The organism is Achromobacter sp. AONIH1 (genome assembly GCF_002902905.1).
Taxonomy (GTDB): domain Bacteria; phylum Pseudomonadota; class Gammaproteobacteria; order Burkholderiales; family Burkholderiaceae_B; genus Achromobacter.
This window is the reverse complement of the sequence record NZ_CP026124.1, coordinates 4,330,344-4,345,339: the sequence shown is the minus strand read 5'-3', so window position 1 is coordinate 4,345,339 and position 14,996 is coordinate 4,330,344. Positions and strand designations below refer to the sequence as shown.

Annotated in this window: 12 protein-coding genes; all 12 read left to right on the top strand. The window is 70.5% G+C overall.

Annotation, left to right across the window (positions count from 1 at the left end):
- The first annotated feature begins 12 nt into the window (after positions 1 to 12).
- The 12 genes from C2U31_RS19935 (at position 13) to C2U31_RS19880 (ending at position 14,989) form a co-directional block, all read left to right on the top strand.
- Positions 13 to 618 carry a GNAT family N-acetyltransferase gene (locus C2U31_RS19935; protein ID WP_103274363.1) on the top strand — a complete coding sequence of 202 codons (606 nt, stop codon included), beginning with the start codon at positions 13 to 15 and terminating at the stop codon, positions 616 to 618.
- The gene (locus C2U31_RS19930; protein ID WP_103274362.1) at positions 615 to 2,471 is read left to right on the top strand and encodes an IucA/IucC family siderophore biosynthesis protein; all 1,857 of its coding nucleotides are present in this window, start codon (positions 615 to 617) and stop codon (positions 2,469 to 2,471) included. Before C2U31_RS19935 ends, C2U31_RS19930 begins: the two co-directional genes overlap by 4 nt.
- Before the next feature lie 10 nt (positions 2,472 to 2,481).
- A complete protein-coding gene (locus C2U31_RS19925) occupies positions 2,482 to 3,312 on the top strand; it encodes a siderophore ferric iron reductase (RefSeq protein WP_103274361.1) in 831 nt (276 codons plus the stop codon).
- A 32-nt stretch (positions 3,313 to 3,344) separates the two neighbouring features.
- Positions 3,345 to 4,508 (top strand): aromatic ring-hydroxylating dioxygenase subunit alpha, encoded by a 1,164-nt coding sequence (locus C2U31_RS19920; protein WP_103274360.1) that lies wholly within the window; start codon positions 3,345 to 3,347, stop codon positions 4,506 to 4,508.
- 159 nt (positions 4,509 to 4,667) lie between these two features.
- The gene (locus tag C2U31_RS19915; protein WP_103274359.1) at positions 4,668 to 5,798 is read left to right on the top strand and encodes a WD40 repeat domain-containing protein; all 1,131 of its coding nucleotides are present in this window, start codon (positions 4,668 to 4,670) and stop codon (positions 5,796 to 5,798) included.
- Between the two features lie 259 nt (positions 5,799 to 6,057).
- Positions 6,058 to 7,035, top strand: a complete 978-nt coding sequence (locus tag C2U31_RS19910; protein WP_103274358.1) for a helix-turn-helix transcriptional regulator — start codon at positions 6,058 to 6,060, stop codon at positions 7,033 to 7,035.
- Between the two features lie 219 nt (positions 7,036 to 7,254).
- Complete coding sequence (locus tag C2U31_RS19905; RefSeq protein WP_369869791.1) at positions 7,255 to 8,442, top strand: multidrug effflux MFS transporter; 1,188 nt, start codon at positions 7,255 to 7,257, stop codon at positions 8,440 to 8,442.
- Between the two features lie 212 nt (positions 8,443 to 8,654).
- Entirely contained in the window at positions 8,655 to 10,880 is a 2,226-nt protein-coding gene (locus C2U31_RS19900) for a TonB-dependent siderophore receptor (protein ID WP_103274356.1), read from the top strand.
- Between the two features lie 21 nt (positions 10,881 to 10,901).
- Positions 10,902 to 11,996, top strand: coding sequence for an ABC transporter substrate-binding protein (locus C2U31_RS19895; RefSeq protein WP_103274355.1), 1,095 nt, complete (start codon positions 10,902 to 10,904; stop codon positions 11,994 to 11,996).
- 79 nt (positions 11,997 to 12,075) lie between these two features.
- Complete coding sequence (locus C2U31_RS19890) at positions 12,076 to 13,065, top strand: iron ABC transporter permease (protein WP_103274354.1); 990 nt, start codon at positions 12,076 to 12,078, stop codon at positions 13,063 to 13,065.
- Entirely contained in the window at positions 13,062 to 14,141 is a 1,080-nt protein-coding gene (locus C2U31_RS19885; protein ID WP_199770858.1) for an iron chelate uptake ABC transporter family permease subunit, read from the top strand. Before C2U31_RS19890 ends, C2U31_RS19885 begins: the two co-directional genes overlap by 4 nt.
- Positions 14,138 to 14,989 (top strand): ABC transporter ATP-binding protein, encoded by an 852-nt coding sequence (locus tag C2U31_RS19880; RefSeq protein ID WP_199770857.1) that lies wholly within the window; start codon positions 14,138 to 14,140, stop codon positions 14,987 to 14,989. Before C2U31_RS19885 ends, C2U31_RS19880 begins: the two co-directional genes overlap by 4 nt.
- Positions 14,990 to 14,996: the final 7 nt, after the last annotated feature.

Here is a 14,996-nt window from a genome sequence, read left to right as displayed (position 1 = left end):
GAGGGAACCACGATGATGACCATGATGGCCACCTTCCTGGGCGAGATCGACCGCCACGCCCGCGAATGCTACGACGAGGGCGCCGGCCTGACGCTGCGCCCGCTGGACCCCGAGGCCGACGCGCCGCTGCTGCAGCGCTGGTTCGCGATGGACTACGCGCGCTTCTGGTCCATGCAGGACCACAGCGTGTCGCAGGTGCGCGACTTCTACGCCGCGCTGTGCGGCAGTGGCCATGCCCAGGCCTGGCTCGGCTCGCACCAGGGCCGCCCCGCCTTCCTGGTCGAGTGCTACGACCCCGCCCACGACCAAATTGGCGAGCACTACCCCGTGCGTCCGGGCGACATCGGCATGCACATCTTCATCGGTCCCCCCACGCAACGCATTCCGGGCTTCAGCCGCGACGTCTTCGCCCTGGTCATGCGCTTCCTGTTCGACCGGCTCAACGCCGCCCGCGTGGTGGTCGAGCCGGACGCCAACAACGCCAAGATCCATGCGCTGAACCTGGCCATGGGTTTCGTCTACGCCGGGCAGGCCCGGTTCCGCGAGAAAACCGCCAGCCTCGCCTTCTGCACCCGCGCCCAATTCGAGCAGGCCCAACTTCAGGAGTCCACCCTATGAGCCACCCCGCCACGCAACATCCGTCCCAGGTCGCCAGCCACCTTGAACCCGAGGTCTGGGCCAAGGTCAACCGACTGCTGGTGCGCAAGGCCATCTCGGAATACGCGCATGAATGGCTGCTGGAGCCCGAGCGCCTGGGCCCGTCCGACAGGCCCGGCTTCGACCGTTACCGCCTGGCGCTGGCCGAAGGCGCCGAGTATCGCTTCGACGCGCAGATCATGGCCATGCGCCACTGGCGCATCCCGCCCGAATCCATCGCCAAGACCGTGGCCGGCGCGCCCGCGCCGCTGGACGCGCTGCAATTCGTGATCGAGGTGCGCGACCGCCTGGCCCTGCCCGCCGACCGCCTGCCCATCTACCTGGACGAGATCACCAGCACGCTGCACGGCAGCGCCTACAAGCATGGCCGCGCCGCCCTGGGCGCCGCCGAGCTGGCGCTGGCCGACTACCAGACCATCGAGACCTCGATGATCGAGGGCCACCCCAGCTTCGTCGCCAACAACGGCCGCCTGGGCTTCGACGCCGAGGACTATCACGCCTACGCCCCCGAGGCCGCCGCGCCGATCCGCGTGATGTGGCTGGCGGTGCACAAGGACAACGCGCACTTCGCCTGCCTGTCCGACATGGACTACGACAGCCTGCTGCGCGAGGAGCTGGGCCAGGAGACCGTGGCCGCCTTCACCGCGCGGCTGCGCGACCAGAACCTGGACCCGGCCGACTACTACTTCATGCCCTCGCATCCGTGGCAGTGGTTCAACAAGCTGTCGCTGGCCTTCGCCCCCTATGTCGCCAACCGCAAGATCGTGTGCCTGGGCGAAGGCTCGGACCAGTACCTGGCGCAGCAGTCGATCCGCACCTTCTTCAACATCAGCCAGCCCGCCAGGCGCTATGTGAAGACCTCGCTGTCGATCCTGAACATGGGCTTCATGCGCGGCCTGTCGCCGTACTACATGTCCGGCACGCCGGCCATCAACGAGTACATCCACGGCCTGATCGCGTCCGACCCCTGGCTGCGCGCGAACGGCTTTTCCATCCTGCGCGAGGCGGCATCGCTGGGCTTTCGCAACTACTACTACGAAGCCGCCATCCCGGTGGACACGCCGTACAAGAAGATGTTCTCGGCGCTGTGGCGCGACAACCCGCTGAACCTGATCGCGCCGGGCCAGCGCCTGATGACCATGGCCGCGCTGCTGCACGTCGATCCGCAGGGCCGCGCGCTGCTGCCCGAGCTGGTGCGCGCCTCGGGCCTGCCGGTGGACGCCTGGCTGCGCCGCTACGTCGACGCTTACCTGACGCCGCTGGTGCATTGCTTCTACGCCCATGACCTCGTGTTCATGCCGCATGGCGAGAACGTCATCCTGGTGGTGCAGGACCATGTGCCGGTGCGCGCCTTCATGAAGGACATCGCGGAGGAATCGTCGATCCTGAATCCTGACGCCGCGCTGCCCGAGAACGCCCGCCGGCTGGCCGCCGACGTGCCCGAGGAATACAAGCTGCTGACCATCTTCGTGGATGTGTTCGAAGGCTACTTCCGCCACCTGAGCCACATCCTGGCCGAGACCGGCCTGATGCACGAGGACGCCTTCTGGGAACTGGTGGCCGGCCGCGTCGCGGCCTACCAGGACGCGCATCCGCAGCGGCTGGCCAAGTACCGCCAGTACGACCTGTACGCGCCGGACATGATCCATTCGTGCCTGAACCGCCTGCAGCTGGCCAACAACCTGCAGATGGTCAACCTGGCCGATCCCATCGGCAGCTTCCAGATGGCCCCCAACCTGGTCAACCCGATCGCGCGCTTCCGCCCGCGCTGGCTGGACCAGGCCGAGGCGGACGCCGTCCGCGCCGCCGCGTGAGGAGGCCCCGGTGAGCCGCGAGCTGGATGAACTGCTGGCGCTGACCGCCACCCTCGTGCCGGGCCTGGAAGGCCGGGTCGAGGACCCGGTCGAGGAGCGATTCGAAAGCGGGTTCCGGAGTCCGGCGCAACGCGCGGCTGACCGCCGGGCGGCAGCCCCGGACGGCGTTCGGCCGGCGTCCGGCATCCGTCCCGGCGCCGACAACGCCGCCGCCATCCGCGACCTGCGCGACTGGTGGCTGGAGCGCCATCCCGAGGCCGGCCCACACTATCTGGCGCTGCGCTGCTGGGGCCTGCTGATCTGGCAGCCCGTCTACCTGGGCATGATCGCCGCGCACCGCAGCGCCATCGCGCCCGACCTGGGCCGGCTCGACCAGCCGGTCGTCAACGGCTTCATCTGCGGCTACAGCATCGGCCGCCACGACCCGCTGCGCGGCTGCCTGCGGCAGCGCATGGACGCCATCGCCGCCCAGCTGCGGCAGATCTGCGCCGCGTTCTACCGCGAGCTGACCCAGGTCTTGAGCCTGAATCCCCGCGCCGCCGCCTGCATGCAGGCCGATTGCGTGCTGTCGGCCCTGCTGGCCGCGCGCAGCGGCGAGCCCGCCGCCGCCAATGCCTGGGCCCGCGAGACCGCGGCCGACTGGCTGGCGCGGCTGGGCATCGCCGGCCGCAGCGGCTACCTGGCCTATCAGCGCGACGGCCTGCCGGTCATCGCCGTGGACCGCCAGGTCTGCTGCCATCACTTCCGCAGGCGCGACGGCGACTATTGCAGCACCTGCCCCAAACTGGATACAGCCGAGCGCATCGCGCGCTTGGACGCCGAAAGCGCCGTGCCCGCCTGAGCCGGCCGCGCCCAGGCCCTAGGAGTCGCATCATGACGGACATCGCCAGCCTGGCGCATGTGCAGCAGGCGCTCAGCCCGCTGCACGTGCGCGCCTATTTCGACGAAGAGCTGTTCGCCCGCGAGCAGGAAACCATATTCAAGCAATCCGCCATCTACGTCGGCCACGAGAAAGGCGTGCCCGAGCCCGGCGACTGGCGCCGCCTGCCGCACGAGGAAGGCGGCCGCGTGCTGGTGCGCAACCCCGGCGGCGTGGAGCTGATCTCCAACGTCTGCCGCCACCGCCAGGCCCTGATCCTGGGCGGCCAGACTGGCGCCGTGACCGGGCCGGGCAATCCCGCCGGCAACCTGACCGCCACCGGCGGCAACATCGTCTGCCCGCTGCACCGCTGGACTTACGACAACCGAGGCCAGATCCTGGGCGCGCCGCAGTTCCCCAGCACGCCCTGCCTGAACCTGCCGCGCTTCCCGCTGAAATCCTGCCACGGCCTGCTGTTCGAGGGGCCGCGCGATCCGCTGGCCGACCTGGGCCGGCTGTTCAGCCGGCCGGAGTTCGACTTCAGCGACTACGTGCTGGACCATGTGGAAGTCCATCAATGCAACTACAACTGGAAGACCTTCATCGAGGTCTACCTGGAGGACTACCACGTCGGCCCCTTCCATCCCGGCCTGGGCCGCTTCGTGACCTGCGAGGACCTGTCCTGGGAATTCGCCGAACAATACAGCCTGCAGCGCGTCGGCGTGCACGACTCGCTGGAGAAGCCCGGCTCCGACGTATACCGCGACTGGCACGACACGCTGATGCGCTATCGCGGCGGCTCGGCGCCGGACTACGGCGCGATCTGGGTGACCTACTTCCCCACCCACATGATCGAGCTGTATCCGCACGTGCTGGTGCTGTCCACGCTCTATCCCAAGAGCCCGCAGGAAACCATCAACATCGCCGAGTTCTATTACCCCGAGGAAATCGCGCTGTTCGAGCGCGAGTTCGTCGAGGCCCAGCGCGCCGCCTATATGGAAACCGCCGTCGAGGACGACGAGATCGGCGAACGCATGGACGCCGGCCGGCTCGCCCTGCTGCGCCGGGGCGTGTCCGAGAGCGGCCCGTACCAGTCGCCGATGGAGGACGGCATGCTGCATTTCCATGAGTGGTACCGGCGCGTCATGGGCGAGCGCATCGGCAATTGCGCGGCCTGATCCTGCCCCGCATGCCGGCGTCCGCCGTTCCCGGGAGCCATGGCGGCGCGCCGCCCTACAATCGACGGAACCGCCAGCGGGCCACGCAGCCCGCTGGCGACCCGGCGGCGCCATGCGCCCGCCCTCTGCCGCCACGCGGCATACGCGCAAGAGGCCCGCATGATCCGTATCCGCAGCTTCCACGATCCCGCCACCGGCAAAGTCTGGGGCACGCGAACCGACGGGATCAACGTGACCATCTTTTCCGGCATGCCGGGCAAGCTCAAGGAAACAGACAAACCGCAGGCGGATGCGGCTTGCGCCCGTCGCTACCTGGACAAGGAAGAAGGCGCGCGCCTGCGCAAGGGCCTGGTGCTGGTCGCGCCCGCAGCCGCGTCGGGCGAGCCCATCATGCTCAGGCATCTGGGCGGCGGCTACACCGGCGCCCTGGCCATCGCGGAACTGGACGGCGGCCTGCTGCTCAACCGCTACGACGATGCCCGGCAAGGCGACGAAATCTGGCGCCTCGCTCCGGACGGCAGCGCCGAGCGCCTTGCCTTTGCCGGGCCGAATACCTTGTTGTGGCGCATGCTGCCCGTGGCGGGCCAGGAGCGAGTCCTGCTGCTGGCCGACCACCAGATCCGCGCCTGGACGCCGGCCACCGGCCTGATCGAGCCGCTGACCCGGGCCAACGGCAAGCCGGCAAGCTTCCTGGACTGCCAGGGCGCCGTGGCGGCTTGGCACGAGCAGCCTGAACTCGTGGTGCGCGACCTGGCCGCCGGCAAGGATCTGCTGCGCCTGGCCATCGAGCCGGAGCTGTACGGCGGCCACACGCCCCAGCTGGCGGGCGCGCTGTCGGCGGACGGCGCCCTGCTGGCGTACTGCGTGCAACCGGGCCGCATCCAGGTTCTGGACATCGCCGGCGGCACCCGGCAAGCCATCATCGAAGGCGACTTCAAGATGGTCGGACAGTTGGCTTTCACGCCCGACCGGCGTGCGCTGATCGTCAAAGAGAACTATGGAGGATGGCGGCTGCTGGCCTTCGATCTGGCCAGCGCCGCGCCCCTGGCCGACTGGCCCGAGGCGGCCGACCCCGGCGGCAGCAACTTCGCCGTGGACGCGGCGCGCGGCCGCATCGCTTTTCACATGCGGGGCCACGTCCACGTGCATGAGTTGGCCACGATGCGCCCCCTGAGCCAGATCGCAATCGACCAGATCGTCAAGCGCGTCGCCCTCACCTGGACAGCCGATGGCCGGCTGGGCACGCGTACGGATCTGGGCTGCGTCGGTCTCTACGCGGCATCGACGTAGCGCGCGGGCGCCTGCCACCGGTTCCAGGCGCACAAGAGCCGAACGTTGTACAAGCTCTCGACAAACGAGAGAATCGACCGCTTGGTTCACCATATCGGTGGCCGCAAATCATTCTGTTTGGCGCAGTTCGACAACGGTCAACGGTCGATCCGGCATGCAAATTAATAAATAGCAATCTGTGCTATTCTCATTTGCATCCTGTCTCGGATCTCCCCAGCCACGGCGCGCCCATGGCCGTCGGCTTCAACCAGCAGCGCGGATGACGACCTTGACCCCACCCAATGCCCCCACGGCCAGGTTCACCGTCGCGGATTTCAACCGCATGGGCGGCCCGGCCGGCTTCAGCTACCGCCTGCCCAAGCTGGGCACGCCGCGCGCCGACCACGACGCCCTTTGCATCGCCGAGGGCCGCGTCGAGGAACACCAGATCCGGCCCGGCGTCACGCTGGTCGTGTCCGACCTGCAGGTGCACCATCACTACGAAGCCACGTCCTTCATGACGCCGCGCTTCTCCGCCATCATCATGCTGCAGGGCCAGGCGCGCGCGCAGCTCGACCGCCAAAACGACGTGCCGCTGGTCGCCCATAGTGGCATCAGCGCCTTGTATGGCGACAGCGCATGCATGACCGGCATCCATCCGGCCGGCCAGCGCCTGCGCAGCGTCAACCTGTCCTTGTCCGAGCCCGAGGCCGCCGGCGACGAGCGCGCCAGCGAGATGATCTGGAAGGCGCTGCGCTCGCCGGCCGGCCTGCGGCTGCGGCGCTGGCAGGTGCAGAACCATCTGCTGCTGGCCATCGAGCACCTGCTGGACTGCGGCTGGGACCACCCGCTGCGCAACCTGCTGCGCGAGGGCGTGGGCGCCCAGCTGCTGGCGCATGCGCTGGCCTCGCTGGACCAGGCGCCGCCGGCCGATCAGAGCCTGTCGCAGCGCGACCGGCAACTGCTGGAACGCGTGCGCGAACGGCTGCACGACGCGCCCGGCGAGGACCACACGCTGGAGGCGCTGGCCAAGCTGGCCTGCATGAGTCCCAGCACGCTGCGCGCCAAATTCCAGGCCGCCTACCGGCAATCGGTGTTCAGCTGGCTGCGCGAGCGGCGGCTGGAAGTGGCCCGCCAGCATCTGGCCCAGGGCTGGAGCGTGCAGCAGGCCGCGCATTTCGTCGGCTATCGCCACGCCACCAACTTCGCCACGGCCTTCCGCGAGCGCTACGGCGTGGCCCCCAGCGAACTGAACTGAATCGGCGCGCGGACGCGATGGCGGCCTCTTCCCCATCCCCGCCGTCCGTATTCCCGCGCTTTGCCGCCTGCTTCCGGCGGCAGCCATTGCTCCGCCGGCATTGCGCATTCCCGGCGCCGGCCCGGCTGGGCCACCATGATGCGACGCCGCCCAATCCGGGCGGCACTTGCCATGGAAGCGCCCGTGTCCCGCCCCGTTCCCCTGCCTGCCTTCCCGGTCATGGTGCTCATGCTGGGCCTGCTGTCCTGCGTCGCGCCCGCGACCATCGACGCCTACCTGCCTGCCTTCGGCGCGCTGGGCCGGGAATTCGGCGTGCCGCAGGACACCGTGCAGCTGACGCTCGGCGTCTATATGTTCTGCTATGCGGCCATGCTGCTGCTGCATGGCACGCTGTCCGACTCGCTGGGCCGGCGCCGCGTGGTGCTGACGGCCCTGGTCTGCTACGTGGCCGGCGCGCTGCTGGCCGCCGCCGCCCCGGACTTCGGCTGGCTGCTGGCGGCGCGCGCGCTGCAGGGCCTGTCGGCCGGCGCCGGCATCGTGGTGGGCCAGGCCATCGTGCGCGACTGCTACGAGGGCGCGGTGGCGCGCCGCGCCATGTCCTACCTGATCCTGGTGTTCAACCTGTCGCCGGCGCTGGCGCCCATCGTCGGCGGCTACCTGGCCGCGCACCAGGGCTGGCGCGCCGTGTTCCTGCTGCTGGCGGTACTCGCCACGGCCGCGCTGGCGCTGTGCGCGCTGCGCCTGCCCGAGACCCTGGCTCCGGAACAGCGCCAGCCCTTGTCCTGGCGCGGCCTGGCCCGGAACTACGGCCGGGTGCTGGGCGACGCGCGCTTCGTGTCGCTGGGGTTGGCCTTCAGCCTGGTCTTCGCCGCCCAGGGCTTCCTGATCGGCGCCGCGCCCGACTTCATCACCAACGTGCTGGGCTTGCAGGAAACCGACTTCGCCTACCTGTTCGTGCCGCTGGTGATCGGCGCCATGCTGGGCGCGCTGTTCGCCGCGCGCAAGGCCGGCAGCTGGAGCGACGCGCGCGTCACCGCGCTGGCCTATCTGCTGATGGGCGGCAGCTGCCTGGCCAACCTGGCCTATGTGGCGGCGGCGGGCCGGCCCGCGCTGCCCTGGGCGGTGATCCTGCCCGGCGTCTTCACCTGCGGGCTGGCCATGTCGGTGCCCGCCATGACCTTGCGCATCCTGGCGCGGGTGCCGCAGCTGTCCGGCACCGCCGCCTCGGTGCTGGGCTTCATGCAGATGCTGACCTTCTCGCTGGTCAGCGGCTGGTGCGTGCCGCTGGTCTATGGCCAGCCGCTGCGGCTGGCGCTGGCCATGCTGGCCTGCGTGGCGGCCAGCGCGCTGGGCTGGGCCTGGCTGCACCGCAAGCCGCAGCCGCTGGCCGAGGCCGAGCCGGGCTGAGCGGCCGATCCCTGGCCGCACGCTCGCGCGCGGCGCTATTCCACGCGGCGCCATCCCTTTACTGCTTCGCGCCCGTTCTGGCGGAATCCCGGCAGCGTTTGCCATATGGATCGCGTCATCGGGCATACATCAGCCCATACGTAAAAATCAATAATTCTCATTACCAGATTTTTCCGTTTCGCTCGTTGCCTATTTCGCCGGAGTTCGTTGCCATGTCGTCCGCTTTGCCCACGCCCGCCGCGCCGCCGCGCCGGGCGCGCCCCTTGACCCACGCAATTCAGACGGCCTTGCTCTGCTCTGCCCTTGCCCACCAGAACGCCAGCGCCCAGGTCGCCGCCGAGACCCAATCCGCGCCGGGCGGCGTGGCCCAGATGCCAGCCGTGACCGTGACAGGCGCCAGCCTGGGCGGCACCACCGAAGGCACAAATTCCTACACCACCGAATCCATGAGCACCGCCACGGGCCTCACGCTGGCGCCGCGCGAGACGCCGCAATCGGTCAGCGTGGTCACGCGCCAGCAGATCGAGGACCAGGGCCTGCGCGACACCGCGGCCATCCTGTCCTCGGCGCCCGGCATCTCGATGACGCGCAGCGACAGCAACCGATATTCGTTTTCGGCGCGCGGCTTTGCCATCGACAATTTCCAGTTCGACGGCCTGGCCGCGCCCATCCTGAGCCAGTGGAACTATGGTTCCACGGACATGGACGCGGCCATCTACGACCGCGTGGAAGTGGTGCGCGGCGCCACCGGCCTGATGACCGGATCCGGCAACCCCTCGGCCGCGGTCAACTTCATCCGCAAGCGCCCGCTGCGCGACTTCGCCGCCTCGGCCAACGTCAGCGTCGGCAGCTGGGACTATCTGCGCGGCGAGGCCGACCTGTCGGTGCCGCTGACCGAGAACGGCAAGATCCGCTCGCGCTTCGTCGCCGCCTACAGCCAGGGCGACAGCAACGTGACCTTCCTGGACTCGCGCCGGCGCACTTTCTACGGCGTGGTCAGCGCCGACCTGACGCCCGACACGGTGCTGACGGCCAGCGTGGAATACCAGCGCAGCATCAGCAACGGCTTCGGCAGCGGCTTCCCGCTGTTCTACAGCGACGGCTCGCGCACCGACTTCAACCGTTCGGTCGCCAACAACGCCCGCTGGGCCCGCCAGGACACCGAGACCACCACCTATTTCGTCGACCTGACCCACCGCTTCGCCAATGACTGGAAGCTGCGCGCGGCCTACAGCCACAACGACGGCGAATACCGCATGAAGCAGGTCTACCGTGGCGGCTACCCCGACCGTGTCACCGGCGCCATGTCGCAGCGGCCCAACTTCGCCAACTACGACGGCGTGCGCAAGCGCGACGACATCCACCTGTCGCTGAACGCGCCGTTCCAGCTGTTCGGCCTGCGCCACGAGATCGCCGTGGGCTGGATGAGCATCGACGACCACAGCGACATCCAGCAATACGCCATGGTCGGCCCCGCGCCCGCCATCGGCAGCTACTTCAACTGGCGCCAGGACCATATCCAGGAGCCGGCCTGGTCGGGCGCCAAGTCGCCCGCCGACGACGTGCGCACCAAGCAGACCGGCACCTACGTGGTCGGACGTTTCGCGCTGGCCGAACCGCTGCATCTGATCGTGGGTGGACGCTGGAGCGATTGGGACACCAACCAGGTCTCTTTCGGCCGCGCCAGCAAGTACAAGATCAGCAAACAGTTCACGCCCTACGCCGGCCTGATCTACGACATCAACAGCACCTACACGGCCTACGCCAGCTATACCGAGATCTTCCTGCCTCAGAACGCGCGCGACACCAGCGGTTCGATCCTGCCCCCCATCGACGGCAAGAGCTATGAGATCGGCCTGAAAGGCGCTTATCTGGAAGGCCAGCTGAACGCGTCCGCCGCGCTGTTCCAGACCCGCCAGAACAATCTGGCCCAGGTGATCCCGGGCTCCAGCGTGCCCGGCTTCCCGACCATGCAGGCCTCGCGCGCCGTGTCCGGCGCCAAGGTCGAGGGCATCGACCTGGAGGCCACCGGCCAGCTCATGCCGGGCTGGAACGTCAGCGCCAGCTACACGCACTTCACCGCCAAGGACGCCAGCGGCAAGCCCATCAACACCAGCCATCCGCGCAGCCTGCTCAAGCTCTACACCACCTACCGCCTGCCGGGCGATCTGCACCGGCTCACCGTGGGCGGCGGCGTGGACTGGCAGAGCCGCATGTACCAGTCTGCCGCCAGCCCGCGCGGCAATGTGGACGTCGAGCAAGGCAGCTACGCACTGGTCAACCTGATGGCGAAGTACGACTTCAACAAGCGCGTCTCGGCCACGCTGAACGTCAACAATGTGTTCGACCGCAAGTACTACGACCAGATCGGCTTCTTCAGCCAGGGTTGGTGGGGCGCGCCGCGCAACGTCATGCTGACGCTGCGCGCGCAATATTGATCGAGGGAGCGGCAAGGCAGGATGCGTTTTTCTTTCCCAGCATGGAGGCAGGCGCTGCGACGAGGCGCGGCGGCCTGCCTGTGCGCGCTCGCGCTGGCCGGCTGCGACCGGCCGGCCGGCGGCGCGAGCGACACCTCTGAAGCGCCGGCGGCCACATCCGCCGCTCCCGCCCCCGATCCCGCCGCCGCTTTCCCGGTGACGCTGCAAGGCGCGCTCGGCACGGCCATCATCAAGGCTCCGCCCAAACGCGTCGTCACGATCGGCCTTGGCGCCGATGATCTGGCCGTGTCGCTCGGCATCGTGCCGGTAGGCGTCAGCCGCGCCGACTGGGGCGGCGACGCCCGACACTACTGGCCCTGGGTGCGCGCCGCCATCGAGGCCAGCGGCGCGCCGCTGCCGGCCCTGATCACCGAATACCCGGAACTGGACGTGGAACAGATCATCGCCTTGCAGCCCGACGTGGTGCTGGCGCCGTTCTCCGGCATGAGCGCCCAGGCCTACGCGCAGCTGTCGCGCTTCGTGCCCGTGGTCGCCTATCCGGAGCATCCCTTCCTGACGCCAGTGGACACGCAGATCGACCTGATCGCCGCCGCGCTGGGCAAGCGCGCCGAGGCCGATGCGCTCAAGGCCCGCATCGCACACTCGCTGCAGCGCGTCGCGCGCGACAATCCGGAACTGGCCGGCAAGACCTTCGCCTACGTGCGCGCCGACCTGGGCTCGGGCAATTTCGCCGCCTATGTCGCGGGCGATCCGCGCGTGGACACGATCAGCGCCATGGGCCTGACGCTGGCCCCGTCGGTGCGCCAGCTGCGCGCCAGCACCGGCCACTTCGCGCACTACCTGGGTTTCGAGCATGCCGACCGGCTGGCCGACGTCGACATCCTGGTGTCCTGGTTCTACAACGACGCCGAACGCGACAGGACGGCGGCCATGCCGCTCTATGCCGCCATTCCGGCCGTCAAGCGCGGATCCTACGTGGCCCTGAGCGATCCGTCGCTGGTCATGGCGTCCTCGTCCGGCGCGCCGCTGGCGGTGGACTGGATGCTGGACCGGCTCGCGCCGCAACTGGCCGCCGCCGCATTGCGCGCCCGCCCCGGCAAGCACGCGAGTCCATGATGCACCGGCATGCGAAGGTCACGTTCGCGATGCACCGGGCTGACTCGCGGCAGGCCGGCATCTCGCGCAAGGCCGCCCCATGACGGCACGCGCGCGCTGCGGCGTGCTGGGCCTGTGCGCCCTGCTGCTGGCCGCCTGTACGCTGGGCAGCCTCTGGCTGGGTTCCAAAGACCTCGCGCCCGCCGACGTATGGCGCGCGCTGACCCGGCCCGACGACAGCTACGCGGCGCTGGTGCTCGCCTCGCGCGTGCCGCGCACGCTGCTCGCCTTCCTGACCGGCTCGGCGCTGGCCGTGGCCGGCGCGCTGATCCAGACGCTGACCCGCAACCCGCTGGCCGACCCCGGCCTGCTGGGCGTGAACGCCGGCGCGGCCGCGTCCATCGTCACGCTGGCGCTGGTCACGGGCGCCCTGCCAGCCCATCCGTTCTGGGCCGCGCTGCCCGGCGCGCTGGCGGCCTCGGCCGCCGTGTACTGGCTGGGCGCGGGCGGACGCGGGCTGATGCCGGTGCGCCTGATCCTGGCCGGCGCCGCCATCAACGCCGTGCTGTACGCCTATGTGCAGGCCATCGCCCTGCTGCGCAGCGACATCTTCGACGTCTACCGTTTCTGGGCCGTGGGCTCGCTGGCCGGCCATTCCCTGGCCGCCGCCAGCCGCGCCGCGCCCTATGTCGCCGCCGGCCTGCTGCTGGCCCTGGCGCTGGCGCGGCCGCTGAACCTGCTGGCGCTGGGAGGCGGCATGGCGCGCGCCCTAGGCCTGTCGGCCGGCCGCCACCGGCTGGCCGGCCTGCTGTGCATGGCGGTGCTGGCCGCCGCCGCCACCGCGGCCTGCGGCCCGATCGCCTTCGTCGGGCTGGCCGTGCCGCACCTGGCGCGCCGGCTGGCCGGCCCCGACCTGCGCTGGCAACTGGCGTTCTGCCTGCTGCTCGGCCCGGTCCTGATGCTGGCCGCCGACATCCTGGCGCGGCTGCTGCGCGCGCCGGCCGAGCTGCTGACCGGCGTGGTCGTGGCCTTCATCGGCGCGCCCTTCCTGCTGGCCGCGCTGCGTCGCGATCAGGGGGCAGCTCGATGAGCGCGCCTCCCGCCCACGACGCCTGCGGCGAGGTACGCGCGCGTCCCGTCCGCGCCGCGCCAATGCTGCGCGCCGGCCGCTGGCTGGCCGTGCCGCTGCCGCCGCGCGCGCTGGCCTATGGCGCGGCGCTGATCCTGTTGATGCTGCTGTCGGTGGCGCTGGCGCTGACCCTGGGCGCGCAGGGCCTTTCATGGCGCGAGCTGCCCACGGTGCTGGCCGGCGGCGGCACGCCGGTGCAGCAGTGGCTGGCCTACACCCTGCGGCTGCCGCGCGCGCTGGCCGCGCTGGGCGCGGGCGCGGCGCTGGGCCTGTCGGGCGCGCTGTTCCAGAGCGTGACCCGCAATCCGCTCGGCAGCCCGGACGTCATCGGCCTGACCGCCGGCGCCTCGGCCGGCGCCGTGGCCGCGGCCATGGTCTGGCCGGGCCTGCTGCCGGTGGCATGGGGCGCGGCCGTCGGCGCGCTGCTGGCCATGGCCGCCGTCTGGTTCGGCTCGGGCGCCGGCTTCGCCGCGCCGCAGCGCATGGTCGTGGCCGGCATCGCCGTGGGCGCGCTGGCGCTGGCCTTCGTGCAGTACGCGCTGTCCAACCTGCGCCGCGAGCAAGCCCACCTGGCCGCCACCTGGTTGAACGGCAACCTGGCCGGCAAGACCTGGAACGACGCGCTGCTGATCGCGCTGGCCTGCGCCGTGCTGCTGCCGCTGGCGATGGCCCTGGCCGCGCGCCTGCGGTTGCTGGAGATGGGCGACGAACTGGCCCACGCGCTGGGCGCGCGGCCCAGGCGCACGCGCGGCGCGGCCACGCTGATCGCGGTGCTGGCCGCCGCCGCCGCCGTCAGCGTCGCCGGCCCGGTGGCCTTCGTCGCCCTGGCCGCGCCGCAGATCGCCCGGCGCTGCGTGCGCGCCAGCGGCCCCTTGCCGCTGGCCTCCGCGCTAACCGGCGCGGCGCTGCTGGCCGGCGCCGACCTGCTGGCCCGCCACGCCGGCGCGTCCGGCCTGCCGGTGGGCGTGCTGACCGCCGGCATCGGCGGCGTCTACCTGGCCTTCCTGCTGCTCATGGAATGGAAGAAAAACGCATGACCCCCGCCCCGCTCCCGCCCGCCGGCTCCCACCCCGACCCGCAGGCCGCGCCCGCGCTGGCGCTGCGCGACGTGACGCTGGCCTATGGCGCCCGCAAGGTGCTGGACGGCCTGTCGCTGACGATCCCCGCCGGCGCCTTCACCGCCGTCGTCGGCCCCAACGGCTGCGGCAAGTCCACGCTGCTGCGCGTGCTGGGCGGCGCGCTCGCGCCCACCCGGGGCCGCGCCCTGCTCGACGGCGCCGATCTCGCCGGCCTGCGACCCAAGGCGGTCGCGCGGCGGCTGGCCTACCTGCCGCAGGATCCGCAGGCGCCCGAACTGATCACCGTGCGCGACCTGGTCGCGCGCGGCCGCTATCCGCATCAATCGCTGCTGCGACTATGGAGCGAGGCCGACGCGCTAGCCGTCGACGCCGCGCTGGCCGATGCCGAACTGACCGAGCTGGCGCAACGCCCGATGCAGACGCTGTCCGGCGGCCAGCGCCAGCGCGTCTGGCTGGCGCTGGTGCTGGCCCAGGACACCGGCATCCTGCTGCTGGACGAGCCCACCACCTTCCTGGACATCCGCCACCAGCTGGACCTGCTGGACCTCTGCGCCCGCCTGCACGCGGCCGGACGGACCCTGGTCGTCGTGCTGCACGACCTGAACCTGGCGTTCCGCTACGCCAGCCGCGTCGTCATGATGCGCGAAGGCCGCATCGCGGCCCAGGGCGCGGCCGATGAGGTGGTGACCGAGGCGGCGCTGCGCCAGGTGTTCGACCTGGACTGCCGGGTGATGCCCGATCCGGAGACCGGCAATCCGATGATCGTGCCGCGCCGGGGCGGTCCGGGGCAACGACGCTACGAATAAGCTTCCG

What these genes read in the sequence shown, in the direction of transcription:
- C2U31_RS19935 (WP_103274363.1), top strand. Translation starts at nt 13, where the DNA reads ATGATGACCATGATGGCCACCTTCCTGGGCGAGATCGACCGCCACGCC.
- C2U31_RS19930 (WP_103274362.1), top strand. Translation starts at nt 615, where the DNA reads ATGAGCCACCCCGCCACGCAACATCCGTCCCAGGTCGCCAGCCACCTT.
- C2U31_RS19920 (WP_103274360.1), top strand. Translation starts at nt 3,345, where the DNA reads ATGACGGACATCGCCAGCCTGGCGCATGTGCAGCAGGCGCTCAGCCCG.
- C2U31_RS19915 (WP_103274359.1), top strand. Translation starts at nt 4,668, where the DNA reads ATGATCCGTATCCGCAGCTTCCACGATCCCGCCACCGGCAAAGTCTGG.
- C2U31_RS19910 (WP_103274358.1), top strand. Translation starts at nt 6,058, where the DNA reads ATGACGACCTTGACCCCACCCAATGCCCCCACGGCCAGGTTCACCGTC.
- C2U31_RS19905 (WP_369869791.1), top strand. Translation starts at nt 7,255, where the DNA reads ATGGTGCTCATGCTGGGCCTGCTGTCCTGCGTCGCGCCCGCGACCATC.
- C2U31_RS19900 (WP_103274356.1), top strand. Translation starts at nt 8,655, where the DNA reads ATGTCGTCCGCTTTGCCCACGCCCGCCGCGCCGCCGCGCCGGGCGCGC.
- C2U31_RS19895 (WP_103274355.1), top strand. Translation starts at nt 10,902, where the DNA reads ATGCGTTTTTCTTTCCCAGCATGGAGGCAGGCGCTGCGACGAGGCGCG.
- C2U31_RS19890 (WP_103274354.1), top strand. Translation starts at nt 12,076, where the DNA reads ATGACGGCACGCGCGCGCTGCGGCGTGCTGGGCCTGTGCGCCCTGCTG.
- C2U31_RS19885 (WP_199770858.1), top strand. Translation starts at nt 13,062, where the DNA reads ATGAGCGCGCCTCCCGCCCACGACGCCTGCGGCGAGGTACGCGCGCGT.
- C2U31_RS19880 (WP_199770857.1), top strand. Translation starts at nt 14,138, where the DNA reads ATGACCCCCGCCCCGCTCCCGCCCGCCGGCTCCCACCCCGACCCGCAG.